This is a genomic window from Bacillus sp. ISL-35 (assembly GCF_018613355.1).
Taxonomy (GTDB): domain Bacteria; phylum Bacillota; class Bacilli; order Bacillales; family Cytobacillaceae; genus Mesobacillus.
On record NZ_JAGGQK010000008.1, the window covers coordinates 30424 to 46976 of the forward strand.

15 protein-coding genes are annotated in these 16553 nt (G+C 44.6%); 14 read left to right on the top strand and 1 reads right to left on the bottom strand.

All coding sequences use genetic code 11. The annotated features are described in order from the left end of the window. Window positions 1-5: 5 nt before the first annotated feature. The 5 genes from ribH (at window position 6) to J7E38_RS13110 (ending at window position 5439) form a co-directional block, all read left to right on the top strand. The gene (ribH, locus tag J7E38_RS13090) at window positions 6-476 is read left to right on the top strand and encodes a 6,7-dimethyl-8-ribityllumazine synthase (RefSeq protein ID WP_214705455.1); all 471 of its coding nucleotides are present in this window, start codon (window positions 6-8) and stop codon (window positions 474-476) included. A gap of 162 nt (window positions 477-638) precedes the next feature. Continuing rightward, window positions 639-1958, top strand: coding sequence for a S1C family serine protease (locus tag J7E38_RS13095; protein ID WP_214705454.1), 1320 nt, complete (start codon window positions 639-641; stop codon window positions 1956-1958). A 12-nt stretch (window positions 1959-1970) separates the two neighbouring features. Next, window positions 1971-2849 (top strand): peptidylprolyl isomerase, encoded by an 879-nt coding sequence (locus J7E38_RS13100; protein WP_214705453.1) that lies wholly within the window; start codon window positions 1971-1973, stop codon window positions 2847-2849. A 278-nt stretch (window positions 2850-3127) separates the two neighbouring features. After that, a complete protein-coding gene (zupT, locus tag J7E38_RS13105) occupies window positions 3128-3937 on the top strand; it encodes a zinc transporter ZupT (RefSeq protein ID WP_214705452.1) in 810 nt (269 codons plus the stop codon). A gap of 260 nt (window positions 3938-4197) precedes the next feature. Next, the gene (locus tag J7E38_RS13110; RefSeq protein ID WP_214705451.1) at window positions 4198-5439 is read left to right on the top strand and encodes a S8 family peptidase; all 1242 of its coding nucleotides are present in this window, start codon (window positions 4198-4200) and stop codon (window positions 5437-5439) included. Between the two features lie 406 nt (window positions 5440-5845). Here the strand turns inward: J7E38_RS13110 and J7E38_RS13115 are convergent, their stop codons facing one another. Then, window positions 5846-6964: a CAP domain-containing protein gene (locus tag J7E38_RS13115; RefSeq protein ID WP_214705450.1), complete on the bottom strand. Its 1119-nt coding sequence runs from the start codon at window positions 6962-6964 to the stop codon at window positions 5846-5848. Between the two features lie 226 nt (window positions 6965-7190). Here J7E38_RS13115 and J7E38_RS13120 point away from each other — a divergent pair, with 226 nt between their 5' ends. The 9 genes from J7E38_RS13120 (at window position 7191) to hemY (ending at window position 16424) form a co-directional block, all read left to right on the top strand. Continuing rightward, complete coding sequence (locus J7E38_RS13120; protein WP_214705449.1) at window positions 7191-8186, top strand: hypothetical protein; 996 nt, start codon at window positions 7191-7193, stop codon at window positions 8184-8186. 127 nt (window positions 8187-8313) lie between these two features. Further along, window positions 8314-9600 carry a kynureninase gene (kynU, locus tag J7E38_RS13125; RefSeq protein ID WP_214705489.1) on the top strand — a complete coding sequence of 429 codons (1287 nt, stop codon included), beginning with the start codon at window positions 8314-8316 and terminating at the stop codon, window positions 9598-9600. 15 nt (window positions 9601-9615) lie between these two features. Next, window positions 9616-10449: a tryptophan 2,3-dioxygenase gene (kynA, locus tag J7E38_RS13130; protein ID WP_214705448.1), complete on the top strand. Its 834-nt coding sequence runs from the start codon at window positions 9616-9618 to the stop codon at window positions 10447-10449. 19 nt (window positions 10450-10468) lie between these two features. Beyond that, on the top strand, window positions 10469-11092 hold the full coding sequence (gene kynB, locus J7E38_RS13135; protein WP_214705447.1) for an arylformamidase: 624 nt from the start codon (window positions 10469-10471) through the stop codon (window positions 11090-11092). A 135-nt stretch (window positions 11093-11227) separates the two neighbouring features. Then, a complete protein-coding gene (locus J7E38_RS13140) occupies window positions 11228-11857 on the top strand; it encodes a TetR/AcrR family transcriptional regulator (protein ID WP_214705446.1) in 630 nt (209 codons plus the stop codon). A gap of 252 nt (window positions 11858-12109) precedes the next feature. Next, complete coding sequence (locus tag J7E38_RS13145) at window positions 12110-12994, top strand: ABC transporter ATP-binding protein (RefSeq protein WP_214705445.1); 885 nt, start codon at window positions 12110-12112, stop codon at window positions 12992-12994. Between the two features lie 3 nt (window positions 12995-12997). Further along, complete coding sequence (locus J7E38_RS13150) at window positions 12998-13795, top strand: ABC transporter permease subunit (protein ID WP_214705444.1); 798 nt, start codon at window positions 12998-13000, stop codon at window positions 13793-13795. Window positions 13796-13810: 15 nt separating this feature from the next. Continuing rightward, complete coding sequence (locus J7E38_RS13155; protein ID WP_214705443.1) at window positions 13811-14608, top strand: ABC transporter permease subunit; 798 nt, start codon at window positions 13811-13813, stop codon at window positions 14606-14608. 409 nt (window positions 14609-15017) lie between these two features. Then, complete coding sequence (hemY, locus tag J7E38_RS13160; protein ID WP_214705442.1) at window positions 15018-16424, top strand: protoporphyrinogen oxidase; 1407 nt, start codon at window positions 15018-15020, stop codon at window positions 16422-16424. Window positions 16425-16553 lie beyond the last annotated feature (129 nt).

Sequence of the window (16553 nt, forward strand, 5' to 3'; positions counted from 1 at the left end):
CAGACATGAACAGAACATTTGAAGGTAATTTAGTAGGAACAGGTCTTAAAATCGGGATTGTAGTTGGACGTTTCAATGAATTCATCACCAGCAAGCTTTTGGGCGGCGCGCAGGATGCCTTGAAAAGACATGGCGTCGATGAAAATGATGTCGATGTTGCCTGGGTTCCTGGTGCATTCGAAATTCCATTGGTGGCGCAAAAAATGGCAAAGAGCAATAAATATGATGCAGTCATCACATTAGGAACCGTTATCCGCGGCTCCACTCCGCATTTTGACTATGTTTGCAATGAAGCTGCCAAAGGGGTATCAGCGGCGGCGATGAACTCAGGAGTTCCGGTTATCTTCGGTGTCCTGACAACTGATACGATCGAGCAGGCGATTGAACGTGCCGGCACGAAAGCGGGCAATAAAGGCTGGGACGCAGCGGCTTCTGCGATCGAAATGGCCAACTTAATGAAGAATATCGAAATGTAAACAATTTATGAAAGCTGCAGGCAACTATGCCTGCAGCTTTTTTATTTTCTAAGACGGGCAAAATCTTCCCGAACTTTTAAAATCCTTGCCTCAGTTTGTTAATAATTTGTTCATAATTTCTGGTTAAGATGAAAACAAGTTAAGAAACGAGGAGGAAATACCATGAATGAATTCGAGCAGGAATCCAGGAATCATGAATCGGAACCGGTCAACGAGCAGCAATCCCGTTATCATCAATCAGAACCGGCCAACGAGCAGCAATTTCGGTATCATGAATCGGAATCGGCCAACGAGCAGCAATCCCGTTACCCTGTATCAGAACCGGTCAAAAAGTCCAATAAATTCAAAAGCATTCTATCAACTGTCATGGCTGGGGTAGTCGGTTCGGCTATTACGCTTGCGGCTGTTAATTTTACAGAAACAGATGCTGGACAAAAGGTGCAGCCTCAGACGGAAACAGCAGCAGAAAGCAGTTCCAATATTGTGACGACACCTACTTCGGCGAAGAGTTCAGGATCAATTGCCGACATCATTGAGAATTCCTCTAAATCGATTGTAGGAATCACTAATATCCAGCAGGAAAGCAATCCTTTTTCCCGCAGCCAGGGTAATGTCGAAACCGGGTCTGGTTCTGGGGTTATTTTTAAAAAAGAGGGCAAGGAAGCCTTCATTGTTACAAACAACCATGTAATTGAAGGTGCAACTAAGGTTGAGGTCTCCCTTTACAATGGCGAGAAGGTTGAAGCGCAGGTTGTCGGAGCAGACGCGTTAACTGATTTGGCAGTTATTAAAATAGAGGCAGCCAAGGCGGTGGATGTCATCGAATTCGGCGACTCTTCAGCCTTAAGACCTGGCGACCAGGTGCTGGCCATCGGAAACCCTCTCGGACTGGACTTATCACGGACTGTCACTCAAGGAATCGTCAGCGCGGTTGACCGGTCCATCTCAGTACCGACTTCTGCCGGGGAATGGGAAATGAATGTCATCCAGACCGACGCAGCAATCAACCCGGGAAACAGCGGCGGCGCATTGATCAATACAGATGGAAAAGTGATTGGAATCAATAGTTTGAAAATCTCGCAAAATGGGGTGGAAGGCCTTGGCTTTGCGATTCCAAGTCAGGAGGCTCTGCCAATCGTCAACCAGCTGATTGAAAAGGGAAAAGTTGAACGTCCTTATTTAGGTGTAAGTCTTGCTGATTTGGAGCAAATCCCTGAAATGTACCTTAAGAATCTGCCGGAAAATGTAGACTCCGGTACGATGGTGACCAGCGTCGACCCAAATTCTGCGGCAGCCAAAGCAGGCCTGCAGGAGCAGGATCTCATCGTCGGCATCAATGATGCACAGGTGAAAAGTGCGAGTGACCTTAGGAGATATATGTATACCAAGCTTAAAAAGGGTGACAGTGCACAATTGAAAATTTACCGTGACGGCAAGCAGCAAACTTTAAAGGTTGTTTTGTCTGCTTCAAGCGTTTATTAATGGAGGAAAATAATGATTGCTTTTATGGAAAAAAATAAATTGATGCTGACTTTTGCCGTAATTACCTTAGGACTTATCTTGATTTTTGCGACAGCTTTTTCAAAAACAGAGACGGCAGCGAGCGTCAATGGTGAAAAAATCACCAAGGATGAACTGAACACAAAATTAACGGAAATGTATGGCGCAGATACATTGGATTCGCTGATCACCGATAAAGTGATTGAAATGGAAGCTGACAAGCAAAAGGTAAAAGTAACGGGAAATGAAATCGATGAAGAGCTGACAAAACTCCAGGAATCCTATGGCGGTGAAGATGCATTTGCAGCTGCACTTGAACAGAACAAAGTGTCAATCGACAGGATCAGGGAGGATATCGAAACGTATCTGCTCGCCGAAAAAATGATCAAACCTTCCATCAAAGTGACGGAAGAAGAAATGAAAACGTACTTTGAGGAAAATAAAGGCACTTTTGATCAAAATGAACAAGTAAAAGCCAGCCATATCTTAGTCAAAGATGAAGCAACAGCAAAGGAAGTCAAGAAAGAGCTGGACAGTGGCAAAGACTTTGCTGAATTAGCCAAAGAATATTCCACAGATGCAAGCAACGCAGATAAAGGTGGAGACCTCGGCTATTTCGGAAAAGGAGAAATGGCGAAAGAATTCGAGGAAGCAGCCTTCGGAATGAAAGTGGGCGAAGTCAGTGCTCCGGTAAAAACAGACTTTGGTTACCATATCATTAAAGTTGCCGATAAAAAAGTGGCAAAGACGGCAGTATTTGAGGACCATAAGAAAGAAATCAAAGAATCTTTATTTGACCAAAAAATCCAGACAGAATATCCAAATTGGCTGGAAAAGAAGAAGGCAGATTACAAAATTAAAAGAAATCTATAGTTTAGAAGGAACCTCTGCAGCTTTGCAGGGGTTTTTGTATTTTTATTCTTGCAGGATGAGTTTCTTATACGATAAAATGTTGACTTAAGGAAACTTTTTAGGGCAGACGCATATAATGTTAGGGCAAAGAGGTTCTTGCACCCTGAAAGTTTACCAAAAGAAACATTTTAGGGTAAGCCCATTATTCGAACCGTTTAATGGATTCAAACAGGTAACAGACATAGACGATGAATTACCATTGGGGCAAGACAAATATCGATTTTAAAGGAGAAATATCAATGACAGAGGAGATTTTATTTGCTTTCGGTTTGACATTATTTGCCGGCCTTGCCACAGGAATTGGCAGTGTCCTTGCTTTTTTTACATCACGGACGAATACAAAGTTCCTTTCTCTGGCTCTTGGATTTTCAGCCGGGGTCATGATCTATGTGTCGATGATCGAAATCTTTGTCAAAGCCAAGGATGCTCTCGTTTCGGCGATGGGCGTGCAATTGGGAAACTGGGCGACCGTTGGCGGTTTTTTCGCCGGGATTGTATTGATTGCTTTAATTGATAAGTTCATACCAAAGCAGGGAAATCCTCATGAACTGAAGAAAGTCGAGGATATGAATCTCTCTTCGAAGCCTGCCAACGATGCAGCTTTACTGAAAATGGGCACATTCACTGCGCTGGCAATTGGAATTCACAATTTTCCGGAGGGAATTGCCACCTTCACCTCTGCAATCCAGGATCCTGCATTAGGTGTTGCCATTGCGATTGCCATTGCCATTCATAACATTCCAGAGGGAATTGCCGTTTCCGTGCCAGTCTATTTCGCGACCGGCGATAAAAAGAAAGCTTTCAAGCTATCATTTTTATCCGGGTTGTCTGAGCCAATCGGCGCACTGGCAGCCTACCTGTTCCTGATGCCATTCCTGAACGATATCATGTTCGGTGTCATTTTTGCCGCGGTTGCCGGAATCATGGTCTTCATTTCTCTTGATGAACTGCTGCCCGCCGCGAAAAAATACGATGAATCACACCTCGCCATCTATGGGGTGGTGGCCGGTATGGCGGTTATGGCTGTGAGCTTGCTGTTGTTTATATAAGCTGCAAGTGCAAAATTAACTATTAATTTCCAGCATTAGGAGTGACCTGTAACAAAAAGGTCACTCTTTTTAGTTCTTTCGATATTGGGAAAATTTCAAAATAATTCTTATAGCATGTGACTTTTTCTTAAACGTACATATTTACCTGATTCTAAAGACTTAAAAATGAATAGTTTAGCTTATTGATATTATCAGAAAATTTTAAATATAATAGATTTTGTAAAACCAGCAACACCATATCAATGCAGAGGAGTGGTTGAATGAAAAGAAGGAAAGCATTTGGAGCCGCACTATTAAGCATGACAATGGGTCTATCTATGTTCGCGGCTGGGGCGTTTGGCCAGGCACCAGAGGCACAGGATTCTTACCGAGTACTGGTCCAGGGTCCTGCAGCTGAAAAAGCTAAGGCGAAAGATCAATTCGGCACGAGATGGGATTTTGGAGCGAAAGGTTTTACAACTACGGTAAATGCCAAGCAGTATCAAGCACTATTAAAAAATAAGAATCTAAAAGTAGAAACCGTTTCCCAGGTCCAGCTGGAAGCGAAGCCCGGGTCCGGTGCTCAGGCTGCACCATCTGACCGCACACCATGGGGAATGGAAGCGATCTATAATGATAGCAATCTTCAGGCCACATCCGGCGGGAACGGAGTAAAGGTAGCCGTGCTCGATACGGGCGTGAACGTCAACCATACCGATTTGGCTGGCAGCGATGAGCAATGTAAGGATTTTACCAACCGCAGATCCCCATTAGTAGATGGGTCTTGTACGGATAAAAATGGTCATGGTACTCATGTAGCCGGAACTGTACTGGCACATGGCGGATCAGGCAATGGAATTTATGGGGTAGCACCGGAAGCTGACCTTTGGGCTTACAAAGTACTTAATGACCAGGGATCCGGTTATTCAGATGATATCGCTGGCGCAATCCAGCATGTTGCAGACGAAGCTGTCCGCACAAAGTCGCATGTCGTCATTTCGATGTCCCTTGGCTCAAGCAGCAAGAGCTCGATGATTGCTGACGCTGTGAACTATGCATATGGAAAAGGAGTTCTGGTTGTTGCAGCAGCTGGAAACAGCGGCCCTAATGCAGATACAATCGGCTACCCAGGCGCATTGACTAACGCAGTCGCAGTCGCAGCACTTGAAGATGTCCAGGAAAACGGTACATACCGTGTCGCTGACTTCTCTTCCCGCGGAAACCCTGCTACAGATGGGGATTATGTCATCCAGGAGCGAGATGTGGAAGTTTCTGCACCAGGAAGAGCGATTGAATCAACTTGGTATGACGGTTCATATAACACAATCAGCGGAACATCCATGGCAACTCCGCACGTATCCGGATTGGCAGCGAAGATCTGGGCAGAAAATCCAAACATGAGCCACACTCAGCTTCGAGCTGAACTTCAAAACCGTGCAAAATCGAACGATATCCTTGGCGGATCCGGTGCAGCATCAGGCGATGACTATGCATCAGGCTTCGGATTCCCACGAGTGAAGTAAGTATTGCGAAAAAAACCGCTGAATCGGGAGTGAGAGCCGATTCAGCGGTTTTTAAATTGGAAAAAAACGCTGGGAATTTCCAGTTCGCCAATAAAAGTAGAATTTCGCCAATAAGTAAGTAGTTTTCGCCAATAAAAAGATATTTTCGCCAATAAAATTTGAAAATCGCCAGAAAAGTTGTGAAAATCGCCAATATAAGTGATTCAAGTTGAAAAAAGGGATGGATCTTGTATTGAAATCTGGACTTCCTCATGCCTGTTCACGATATTATAGCGAAAATTTGATTTTTATAGCGAAAATAAATTTTTTATAGCGACTTTTTCATTTTTATAGCGAAAAGTTCGTTTTTATAGCGAATTGGAAATTATACGCGATTTTTTCCAGCTGATTTTACTATAAACGAAATTTAAAACTTCCTCTTACTATAAAAGTTCTCTGTAAAATAAGGCTCATGCTTCGGGCCAAATGCGACTCCGACACCCAGCAGCTTGAAGTCTGGTTTCAGGATATTCTCCCGGTGCCCGAGTGAGTTCATCAAGCCTTCATGGGCGAAGATGCTGCTGAATTGTCCGTATGCGAGATTTTCCCCGGCGACGGAAAAGGCAATATCGTCTTCAGCCATCCTGTCAAAAGGTGACTGGCCTTCGGGATTCGTGTGGCTGAAATACGAGTTCTCCGCCATATCGGCACTGTGCCTGCGGGCTGTCACCCTGACTGGATCGTCCCATGTCAGGATGCCTAAACCATGAACGACCCTTGATGCATTCGTCAAATCGAATAGCTGGTATTCAAAACCTTCCTTCAATGCGTCACTCGCTTCCGTATAAAATCCTGCCTTACTTTGCTCCAGTTTTTCGCTGATAATCTGGATGGCTGTTACGGTGTTATTCCTGTGTTTATCGTAAAAAACAGTTACATAGCTGTCATCGATATTGTAGACGTCATAGTCCTGGTCCTTCTGGAACTGGTAATAGACAAGCCCTTTCCTGATTTCACCCAGTGGTTCCCCAAGTGTCTGGCGGACGGTCTCTTTCGAAGCCCCATATTTGATTCCGTTTTTGGCAGCAATCAGCTCCTGGTTGGTAAACAGAGCATTCACTGTTCCATCTTTGCTGTAGGAGACCATGATGAAGTTCTGGAAATTTTCATGATAGGCATGCCACTCTGTTCCGTATTCATTGACGGAAACCCGTTTCGGAGCGCCAAGCTGTTTTTCCACATCTCCCTTTCCATCACCGATTCCAATATTGTGGATGGTGAAGGTTTTCTCAGAAGGTGTTTCCAGCTCGGGCTTAGATACTTTAGGCAAAATCTTCTCATCTTGTGTCAATTCTTCTTTTTTTTCATTGACCTGCCAGATCAGCTGGTTGATTCCACTATTGAGCTTTTCCAGTGCAGAAGCAAGCTCCGGATTTTCTTTTAGGTTTTCTATTTCGTTTTTTATAACTTCTTTATTTTCTGTTAGATATGGCCATGAAAAATAAGCCAAAGCCCCGATAATCAGAAGCGAAAATAATCGTCTCAAAGCTGATGGTCACCATCCTTTATTCCTCATCTTCAATATACCCATTCCTACATAATTAAAAAGCATAGCGGCGCAGAGAAATGTGAAACCTAATTAGCAAACCGGTTAAATCGATTAATTGTGAATTATTTCACAAAACGTTCATAACTCTGATGAAAAAATCTCTAAATCACCCTGTATTATTACTATATCGATAGTGTTTACTTAGCCACAGGAGGTTTTACTTATGAAAAAACTATTACAAATCATCATCGGGTTAGGATTCATTCTAACACCCTTCTATACAAATGCTCACGTAAAATGGTTCACCGAGGTAGCACCAAAGAAGGAAACCATTGAAAATATCTTATCTCCATTATTCATGGGCCTGGCCTTACTGGCAGCAGTCGTCCTCGCATTATTAACACTGTTTATCCCAAAAATGGCACAATGGCCGCTGATCAAGAAGTGGGATGATTTCCTGTCAGGTTTCAGGAAATATTCAAGATATATTTTAAAATATGGGACAGCAGCTGCATTGATCATCCAGGTCACAAATGGCACCTTGTTCGCACCTGAATTTCATATTGACAACACATTAATGACGATTTTAGCATGGGTGGCAATTGGCCTGCTACTAGTGCCGCATCATATCGCAACAAAGTTTGGTGCATCACTTTTACTCATTTTATTCATTATGGTCACTGTTAATCATGGCATTTTCTATATGCTTGACTACGGCTTTTATGTAGCGATCATTGGCGTCCTGCTTGTTGGCAAAACAAAGCTGGAAAAAGTAGGTTTCCCGTTTCTGTATTTAGGCACAGGGCTCTCCCTTTGCTGGGTCGCTGTTGAAAAATGGGTGTATCCGACAATGTCGCTGGATATCGTCGCGAACCACCATGTGCCAACTTTCGGATTTGAACCTGCGGCTTTCATTGTCATGGCCGCATTTGTCGAATTCGTCGTCGGCTATTTGCTCGTAGTCGGAATCCTGAACCGGGTGCTCGGTTTTGTCGTCACCACCATCTTTATCCTGACAACCATGCTATTCGGATTCACAGAAGTCATCGGCCATTTCATGATCCATATCGTCCTGATTATTTTCATCATCGAAGGCGTATCCTTCTACAATCCGCCAATCAAGCTGCACAAGACAAAAGTGGATCAATTCGTGTTTATCTTCTTGAACTTCATTTTTGTATTATCCGCATTTGTATTGATTTATTATCGATTTGCATAAGGACTGCGTAACAGCCTCAGAAATTGGGGCTGTTTTAGTTTTTAAGAATTATCAGACCATTTGTTGACGCTTGCTTCTGTTCTTTGTTACGATTTCTCTAGTTGCAAATGGGATGGGAGAGATGATGATGAGGTCTTATTCTTTTGAACCTGGTGCGGAATTTGCTGCACAGCTTGACAGCGGTGATTTACTCGCTCGTTTTCGGGATGAGTTTTACCTGAAGCCGGGGTCGATTTACCTTGATGGAAATTCGCTTGGTCTTCTTTCGAAGCGGGCTGAACAAACACTGCTTGAATCATTGGCTGATTGGCGCGAGCTTGGGATCGATGGCTGGATGGATGGCAAGCATCCGTGGTTCTATTTATCTGAAAAACTTGGAGAATTGACGGCTCCGCTGGTCGGTGCTTCAGCAGATGAGGTAATTGTAAGCGGATCCACAACGATCAACCTGCATCAGCTGGTTGCTACTTTTTATAAACCAGAGGGCAAAAGAACGAAGATCCTTGCTGACGAATTGAATTTTCCCTCTGATATCTATGCGCTGCAAAGCCAGCTCAGGATTCACGGATTAGACCCGGATACACATTTAATCAGGGTGAGAAGCAGGGATGGAAGGTTCCTCGATGAGGACGATATCATTGAGGCGATGACGGAGGAAATTGCGCTTGTCGTCCTGCCGACGGTTTTATACCGCAGCGGTCAAATCCTTGATATGGAGCGGTTGACGAGAGCTGCCCATGAACGTGGGATCCTGATCGGATTCGATGGCTGCCATTCCATCGGCGCCATTCCGCATTCATTCTCTGATTGGGGAGTCGATTTTGCTTACTGGTGCAATTATAAACACCTGAATGGAGGTCCCGGGGCCGTTGCCGGTCTCTATGTGAATTCAAAGTATTTTGGCACAAAGCCTGGACTTGCCGGCTGGTTCGGTTCGAGGAAAGACAAACAGTTTGATATGGAACATGTCCTGACTCCTGCTGAAAATGCCGGCGCCTACCAGATTGGAACACCACATGTATTGAGCCTGGCACCTTTGCTAGGTTCTCTTGAAATGTTCGCTGAAGCCGGAATCGAGAATATCCGCGAAAAATCATTGAGGATCAATCAATATTTAATGGATCTGATTCAGCATGAGCTTGGCGATGCTGGCTTCAAGATTGGCAGTCCGGCAGAGGATTTCAAAAGAGGTGGCCATGTCAGTCTGGAGCATAAAGAAGCAGCGAGAATCTGCAAGGCTTTGAAGGAAAAAGGGATCATACCTGATTTCCGCGCTCCGAACATTGTCCGCCTGGCACCTGTGGCACTATACACTTCTTACACTGACGTCTGGAATGGCGTCCAAATCTTAAAAGAAATTATGGAACATAAATTGTACGAGAAGTTCAGCAATGAGCGCGGAGTCGTAGCCTAAGGGGGAAGCCGGAAAATGAAGGAAGAACAGAGAACTTCACATGAAATCCATACCGATTTTTCAAAAGAGCTGTCCTATGGCAGCTATCTGCAATTGGATAAAATCCTGTCCAGCCAGCAGCGTCTGTCGGATCACCACGATGAAATGCTCTTCATTGTTATTCATCAGGCAAGTGAGCTGTGGATGAAGCTGATTTTACATGAAGTAAACGCGGCGATTGACTGCATCCGGAAAAATGACCTGGAGCCGTCTTTTAAAATGCTGTCGAGGGTTTCGCGGATCCAGGAGCAGCTGATCCAGTCATGGAGTGTGCTGTCGACACTGACTCCTGCAGAATATATGGAATTCCGTGACAAGCTTGGACATTCATCCGGATTCCAATCGTATCAAAACCGCCTGATTGAATTCGCTCTAGGGCAGAAGCAGGCAAATGTGTTATCCGTCTACAAACATGATGTGGAACTGCACAAAATGATGGAGGATGCACTGCACGAACGCTCGATTTATGATGCAGCCATTCAAGCACTGTCAATACGAGGACTTCAGATCGATGATGCCGCGCTGAACCGTGACTGGTCGCAGCCGTACGAACCAAATGCCAGCGTCGAGGAAGCGTGGCTAACGGTTTACCGCCATGTCGAACAGTACTGGGATCTTTATGAGCTTGCGGAAAAGCTGGTCGATATCGGCAGCAAGCAGCAGCTGTGGCGCTTCAATCATATGAGCACGGTGGAACGGATCATCGGGCACAAAGCTGGAACAGGCGGATCCGCCGGTGTATCTTATTTGAAAAAGGTCGTCGACCACCGTTTTTTCCCTGAGCTGTGGAGCTTGAGGACGAAGTTATAATAAGAAAGAAGGAAAATGAATGGGAGAATGGATTGATATTTCGCAGGTTTTACACAATAAAATTCCTGTCTGGCCTGGCGACACGCCATTTGAATATAAAGTGAGCTGGGGAATGGAAGAAAGCGGTTCGGTCAATGTCGGGCAGGTGACGATGAGCACACACACCGGCACACATATTGATGCCCCTTTTCATTTCGAAAGCGATGGTAAAAAGGTCATTGATTTGGACTTCAATCTCTATATTGGCCCCGCGCTTGTAATCCATGTGGATAAACCAGCCAGCATTGGTATTAAGGAGCTTGAAGGCATTAATCTAAGCAGAGTAAAGCGGCTGCTGATCCGCACAGATGCATGGCAGGATAAAACAGCATTCCCGGAATCGATCCCGCATATCGAGCCGGAATTGGCTGCACATCTCGCTGAGCAGGGAGTGCAATTACTCGGACTCGATTTGCCATCAGTCGACCCGCTGGACAGCAAGGAACTCAAAGCACATCATGAATTGAACAACAATGGAATCCATATCCTTGAAGGACTCGTGCTGGACCAGATTGAACCTGGGGACTATGAACTCATCGCTTTGCCGCTCCCGCTGGAACAGGCAGACGGGAGCCCGGTTAGAGCTGTAATCCGGAAAAAATAAACAACAAGGAGACTGCCAATCGGCGGTCTCTTTGTTTTTGTCGAAAAGTTTGGTGTGAATGATATTGACCAGGTTGGTCAATAAGGAATACAATAGTATTGACCAAGGTGGTCAATAAACAATGAGGAGGGCACAATGACTTCTAAGTTTTTAAGTTTGAATCCGGAGAAGCAGGAAAGAATCCTGAACGCTGCTCTCAAAGAGTTTGCCCAAAAGGGATACGAAAATGCTTCTACGAATGAGATCGTCAAATCAGCAGGAATTTCAAAAGGACTTTTGTTTCACTATTTTAATAATAAAAAAGAGCTCTATTTGTTTCTATACAACCACTTTACAGAAGTTATATCGGAGGAATTCTTTCAGGAACTGGATTTTTCTGAACGAGATATCTTTGAAAGGCTGAAGAACCTGATGATCCTAAAAAGCAGGCTGATGGCCAGGCATCCAGAGATATTTGACTTTATGATGTCTGCCTCGATGGAATCCTCTGAAGATGTGAAAGAGAGCTTGAATAACACCACTACAGAATTGATGCAAGACAGCTATAGCAAACTATTTGATAATATCGACCTTGAAAAATTTCGTGATGGGACGGACATCCAAAGAACCATCAACATCATCATGTGGACGCTCCAGGGATTCAGCAACCAGGAACTCGAAAAAGCGAAAAGACTGAACAAAGGACTTGATGACTTTGAGGAAGCATTCCAAGAAGCCGAAGTGTATATCGATATGATGAAGAAGGCGTTTTACAGAAGCGAATAGCGAAATAGCGATACCGAATGTCATTTAATCCGGATTAACCGTAACCGGAAATAAAAGCAGTTCAACCGTAAATAAAAACAGTTCAACCGGAAATAAAAACAGTTCAACCGGAAATAAAAACAGTTCAACCGGAAATAAAAGAAGCTTAACCGTGAATAAAGTTGATAAACGGTAGAAAAACGCTGAAACCGACCATGATAAAATCATTTCGAGTGCAATGGTGGAAGAGAGAAATTGGAGGGAGGGTCTGGCATGAACGTGATTGAGATTAACAATCTGACGAAAATGTACGGCAAGGCAAGGGGAATTGAGGATGTCAGCTTTAATGTGAAGGAAGGCGAGATTTTCGGTTTCATCGGCCCGAATGGCGCGGGGAAATCGACGACGATTCGTACGCTTCTGTCATTGATCTATCCAACAAGAGGCAGCGCGACGATTTTCGGAAAAGATATCATCACGGCGGCTCCGGAAATCAAGAAGGAAATTGGCTACCTGCCTTCCGAAGTTTTTTATTATGACAATATGAAGGTCATGGATTTGCTCAAGTACTCGGCAAGCTTTTACAAAAAGGATTGTACAAAGCGGATCAAGGAGCTTGCTGAGATCATGGAGCTGGACCTGACCAAGAAAATCGATGATCTTTCGCTTGGGAACAAAAAGAAGGTCGGCATCGTCCAGGGGCTGCTTCATGAACCGAAGCTGATCATCCTCGATGAGCCGACAAGCGGACTCGATCCGCTCATGCAGCAGAAGTTTTTCGAGCTTCTTGAAAAAGAAAACAAGAAAGGCGCGACAATCCTGTTTTCCTCCCATATTCTCAGTGAGGTGCAAAGGCTGTGTGACAGGGTTGCGATCATCAAGGACGGCCGGATTGTCACGGTCGAGAAAATCAGCACGCTAAAAGAAAACACCTATAAGAAATTCAAAATAGAAACAAGCACCGCTATCAATAAAGAACTTTTCTATATAGAAGGTGTGAACCAGCTGCAGCAGGACGGCCATATCATTAGCTTTTTATTCAGGGGAAATCTCAATTCCATCATGAAAAAAATCGCGGAAATCGAGATTGCGAACCTCTGGGTGGAGGAGCCTGACCTTGAAGAGATTTTCATGCATTACTATGAAAAGGAGGAATAGAACATGAATATGTTCCTTCACGAACTGAAGGCCTACCGGAAGTCGACTGTCATCTGGACCTTGTCCCTGGTGGCGCTGGTGGTTTTGTTTTTATCGATGTTCCCTTCCTTTTCAAAGGATGCAGAAGAGTTCAAGAGTCTGCTTAAAGGCTTCCCGGTTGAGTTGAGGAAGGCGATTGGATTGTCAGTGGACAGCATCGCAACATTGATTGGATTTTTCTCGTATGCGTTCCTGTACCTGAAGCTTGCGGGCGCCATCCAGGCTATGAATCTGGGAACCTCTATTTTATCAAAGGAAACGCGTGAAAAGACGGCGGACTTCCTGCTGACAAAGCCGGTGACCCGGGCGCAGGTCGTCACTTCAAAACTGCTGGCTGCATTGGTTTCCCTCTTCATCACCAATATCGTGTTTATCGCCGCGGCATTAGTGATGGCATCCATCGTCTCGGTGGACGATTTTAACAAGGAGGCTTTATTCCTGATTGCCGTTTCCCTATTCTTTCTTCAGCTGATGTTCTTGGCGTTGGGAATCGTTATCTCCGCAATTTTTCCGAGAATTAAATCGGTGATTTCGGTTTCGCTAGGAACGGTTTTTGGCTTTTTTATGCTCGGGATGATTAGTTCGACAACAGAGGATGAAGCGTTGCGTTATTTGACGCCGTTCAATTATTTTGATTCGGCTTATATCACGCAGCATGCAAGCTATGAAACTTCTTTTCTTCTAACAGCTGCCATTCTTATCATTGCCGCAATCGTTGCCAGCTATTATTTATACTCGAAAAAGGATGTCCATTCCGTCTAGGGAGGAGGGAAGATCGTGAATCTTTTTAAAAGAGAATTGAAAGGAAACCGGAAAGCGTTAATCATCTGGTGTATTGGCGTTATCTTCATGGTCGCTTCGGGCATGGCAAAGTACTCAAGCCTCGAGGGAAACGGGCAATCGATGAATGCGCTGATGGCCGATATGCCAAAATCGCTTCAGGCAATCATGGGCACTGGTTCGCTTGATTTGTCGACACCGATCGGTTATTTTGGAGTCCTGTTTCTTTACCTGGCCGTGATGGCAGCCATCCATGCAGCGATGCTTGGTTCGAATATCATCGCCAAGGAAGAGCGAGACAAAACGGTAGAGTTCCTGCTCGTCAAGCCGATTTCAAGGACGTGGATGATATCAGCAAAGCTTTCCGCCGCGCTGGTTAATATTTTGATTTTCAATCTTGTCACCCTTGCTGCCTCTGTCGGCATGGTCGGGAAATATACAGAAGGCGAGGACATCACCGGGGAGATTGCGTTGCTGATGATTGGGATGTTCATTCTTCAATTGATTTTCCTTGTCATTGGAACGGCCATCGCAGCTGTTCTTAAAAATGCGAAAAAAGCCACCTCCCTGGCAACAGGAATCTTGCTTTTCCTCTTCATCCTGTCGATTGCAATTGACTTGAATGAGAAGCTGGACGGACTGAAGTTCCTGACTCCATTCAAATATTATGATGCGAAGCTTGTGCTGGAGGAAGGCGGGTTCGAGCCGGTGTACCTGGGATTGTCAGGACTGCTGCTGTTCGTGCTCACGGTTGTGACTTACGTGTTTTATCGAAAAAGAGATATGAATGTGTAATCCCGGGGAACCGGGATTTTTTTTTGTGATAATGTGATGTGGTCGATATATTCGGAAATGTGGTGGAAATATCTTAAAATGTGGTCGATAAAATTGAAAATCCGCTGATATATTTCAAAATGTGGTCGAAATAATGAAAAATTCGCCAAAAAACTTAATTCAGGTCAGTCAACAGCGCTTGACTGCTCAAGATTCCAGCTGAATTCCGCCTTTCTTATGCATGACTGATCCAACTTTGACGGAAATCTGATAATCCTCCACTATTCACGGACTCTAAGTTCACATTTTAGTAAAAAAACTTCCATCAACCTGTCTATTTCTGGTGCTATACTTTTCTTGTGTTAAAAACTTCACATACTTTCAGGGAACAACTATAAGATAATCAAACAAAAAAGAATAGGTGAGCGATATGGACCCAAAGAAGGTTATCATCATAGGCGGCGGGATCACTGGGCTGGCGGCTGCGTATTATCTCCAAAAGGAAGCAAGGGAAAATCAGCTGCCAATACAAGTGAAATTGATTGAGGCGAGCGGCCGTCTTGGCGGTGTCATCAGTACTGAGAAGCGTGATGGTTTTATCATTGAAAGAGGGCCGGATTCCATCATAGCGCGAAAAAAGAGTGCGATGAGACTGATCGAGGAAGTAGGTCTCCAGGACAAAATCATCTCGAACACGGCGGGGAGGTCCTATATCTACGCAAGGGGCAGGCTACACACAATGCCTGAGGGATCTTTCATGGGGATTCCCACAAAGGCCACTCCGTTTGCGTTGTCAGGGTTATTTTCTCCACTGGGCAAATTGCGTGCAGCGGGAGATTTTATTTTGCCCAAAGATGAACCAAAAGCCGATCAGTCATTAGGTGCTTTTTTCCGTCGCCGGCTCGGTGATGAGGTTGTAGAAAACCTGATTGATCCTTTGTTATCCGGGATTTACGCAGGCGATATAGATGAGCTGAGCCTGATGGCTTTGTTCCCTAATTTTTATGAAATCGAACAAAAGCATCGAAGCCTGGTGATCGGCTTGAATAAATCGATGCCTAAGTCTCCGAAAACAGCTAAGAAGCCTGGTTCCAAAAAAGGGATGTTCATTTCATTGTCAACGGGTCTGGAGGAATTGGTCCACCAGGTTGAAACGCGTCTCGACGAAGGATCGGTTTTGAAGGGAAGAGCAGTTGAAAAGGTAGAGAAGACAGGGTCGGCCTATAAAGTCCATCTCGAAAATGGAGAGGTGGGTACCGCTGACAGTGTAGTGATAGCGACCGACCATTTCCACGCCCAGCGCATGCTGTCGGAATATCCATTCATGGAACCGTTCAAACACATGCCGGCCAATTCCGTCGCAAATGTAGCGATGGCATTTCCAAAATCGGCGATCGAGAAAGATATCGACGGAACAGGATTCCTCGTCTCGAGAAACAGTGATTTCCGAATTACCGCGTGTACATGGACCCATAAAAAATGGCCGGGAACATCGCCAGACGATATGACCCTCCTCCGCTGCTATGTCGGAAAGCCGGATGACCAGGAAGCTGTGAATCTATCAGATGACGAAATCATCGAATTGGTTTTAAGAGATTTGAATAAAACGATGAACATTACCGCAAAGCCAGAATTCACTGTTGTGACCAGATGGAGAAATGCAATGCCGCAATATACCGTTGGCCATCTCGAGAGAATCGCAAAAGTAAAATCGGAGCTTGAACAAGAGCTTCCAGGTATCTGCCTTGCGGGGAGTTCTTTTGAGGGTGTCGGGATTCCTGGATGCATCGACCAGGCAGAAGCTGCTGTGGCAAAAGTGTTAGAATATCTTAAATGAATGAGATTCAAGCCGCTGCCTTATAAGGGATAGCGGCTTCTTGATTTTTAAAAGAAGAATAAATACTTCTTTTGAAAAATCATAACTTTCTGTAAAATGAAGCTATAAGGTTAATAGGTTTGGAGAGAT

Excerpts from the sequence above, each read along its gene's own strand:
- ribH (WP_214705455.1), top strand. The coding sequence starts at position 6 with ATGAACAGAACATTTGAAGGTAATTTAGTAGGAACAGGTCTTAAAATC.
- J7E38_RS13095 (WP_214705454.1), top strand. The coding sequence starts at position 639 with ATGAATGAATTCGAGCAGGAATCCAGGAATCATGAATCGGAACCGGTC.
- J7E38_RS13100 (WP_214705453.1), top strand. The coding sequence starts at position 1,971 with ATGATTGCTTTTATGGAAAAAAATAAATTGATGCTGACTTTTGCCGTA.
- zupT (WP_214705452.1), top strand. The coding sequence starts at position 3,128 with ATGACAGAGGAGATTTTATTTGCTTTCGGTTTGACATTATTTGCCGGC.
- J7E38_RS13110 (WP_214705451.1), top strand. The coding sequence starts at position 4,198 with ATGAAAAGAAGGAAAGCATTTGGAGCCGCACTATTAAGCATGACAATG.
- J7E38_RS13120 (WP_214705449.1), top strand. The coding sequence starts at position 7,191 with ATGAAAAAACTATTACAAATCATCATCGGGTTAGGATTCATTCTAACA.
- kynU (WP_214705489.1), top strand. The coding sequence starts at position 8,314 with ATGAGGTCTTATTCTTTTGAACCTGGTGCGGAATTTGCTGCACAGCTT.
- kynA (WP_214705448.1), top strand. The coding sequence starts at position 9,616 with ATGAAGGAAGAACAGAGAACTTCACATGAAATCCATACCGATTTTTCA.
- kynB (WP_214705447.1), top strand. The coding sequence starts at position 10,469 with ATGGGAGAATGGATTGATATTTCGCAGGTTTTACACAATAAAATTCCT.
- J7E38_RS13140 (WP_214705446.1), top strand. The coding sequence starts at position 11,228 with ATGACTTCTAAGTTTTTAAGTTTGAATCCGGAGAAGCAGGAAAGAATC.
- J7E38_RS13145 (WP_214705445.1), top strand. The coding sequence starts at position 12,110 with ATGAACGTGATTGAGATTAACAATCTGACGAAAATGTACGGCAAGGCA.
- J7E38_RS13150 (WP_214705444.1), top strand. The coding sequence starts at position 12,998 with ATGAATATGTTCCTTCACGAACTGAAGGCCTACCGGAAGTCGACTGTC.
- hemY (WP_214705442.1), top strand. The coding sequence starts at position 15,018 with ATGGACCCAAAGAAGGTTATCATCATAGGCGGCGGGATCACTGGGCTG.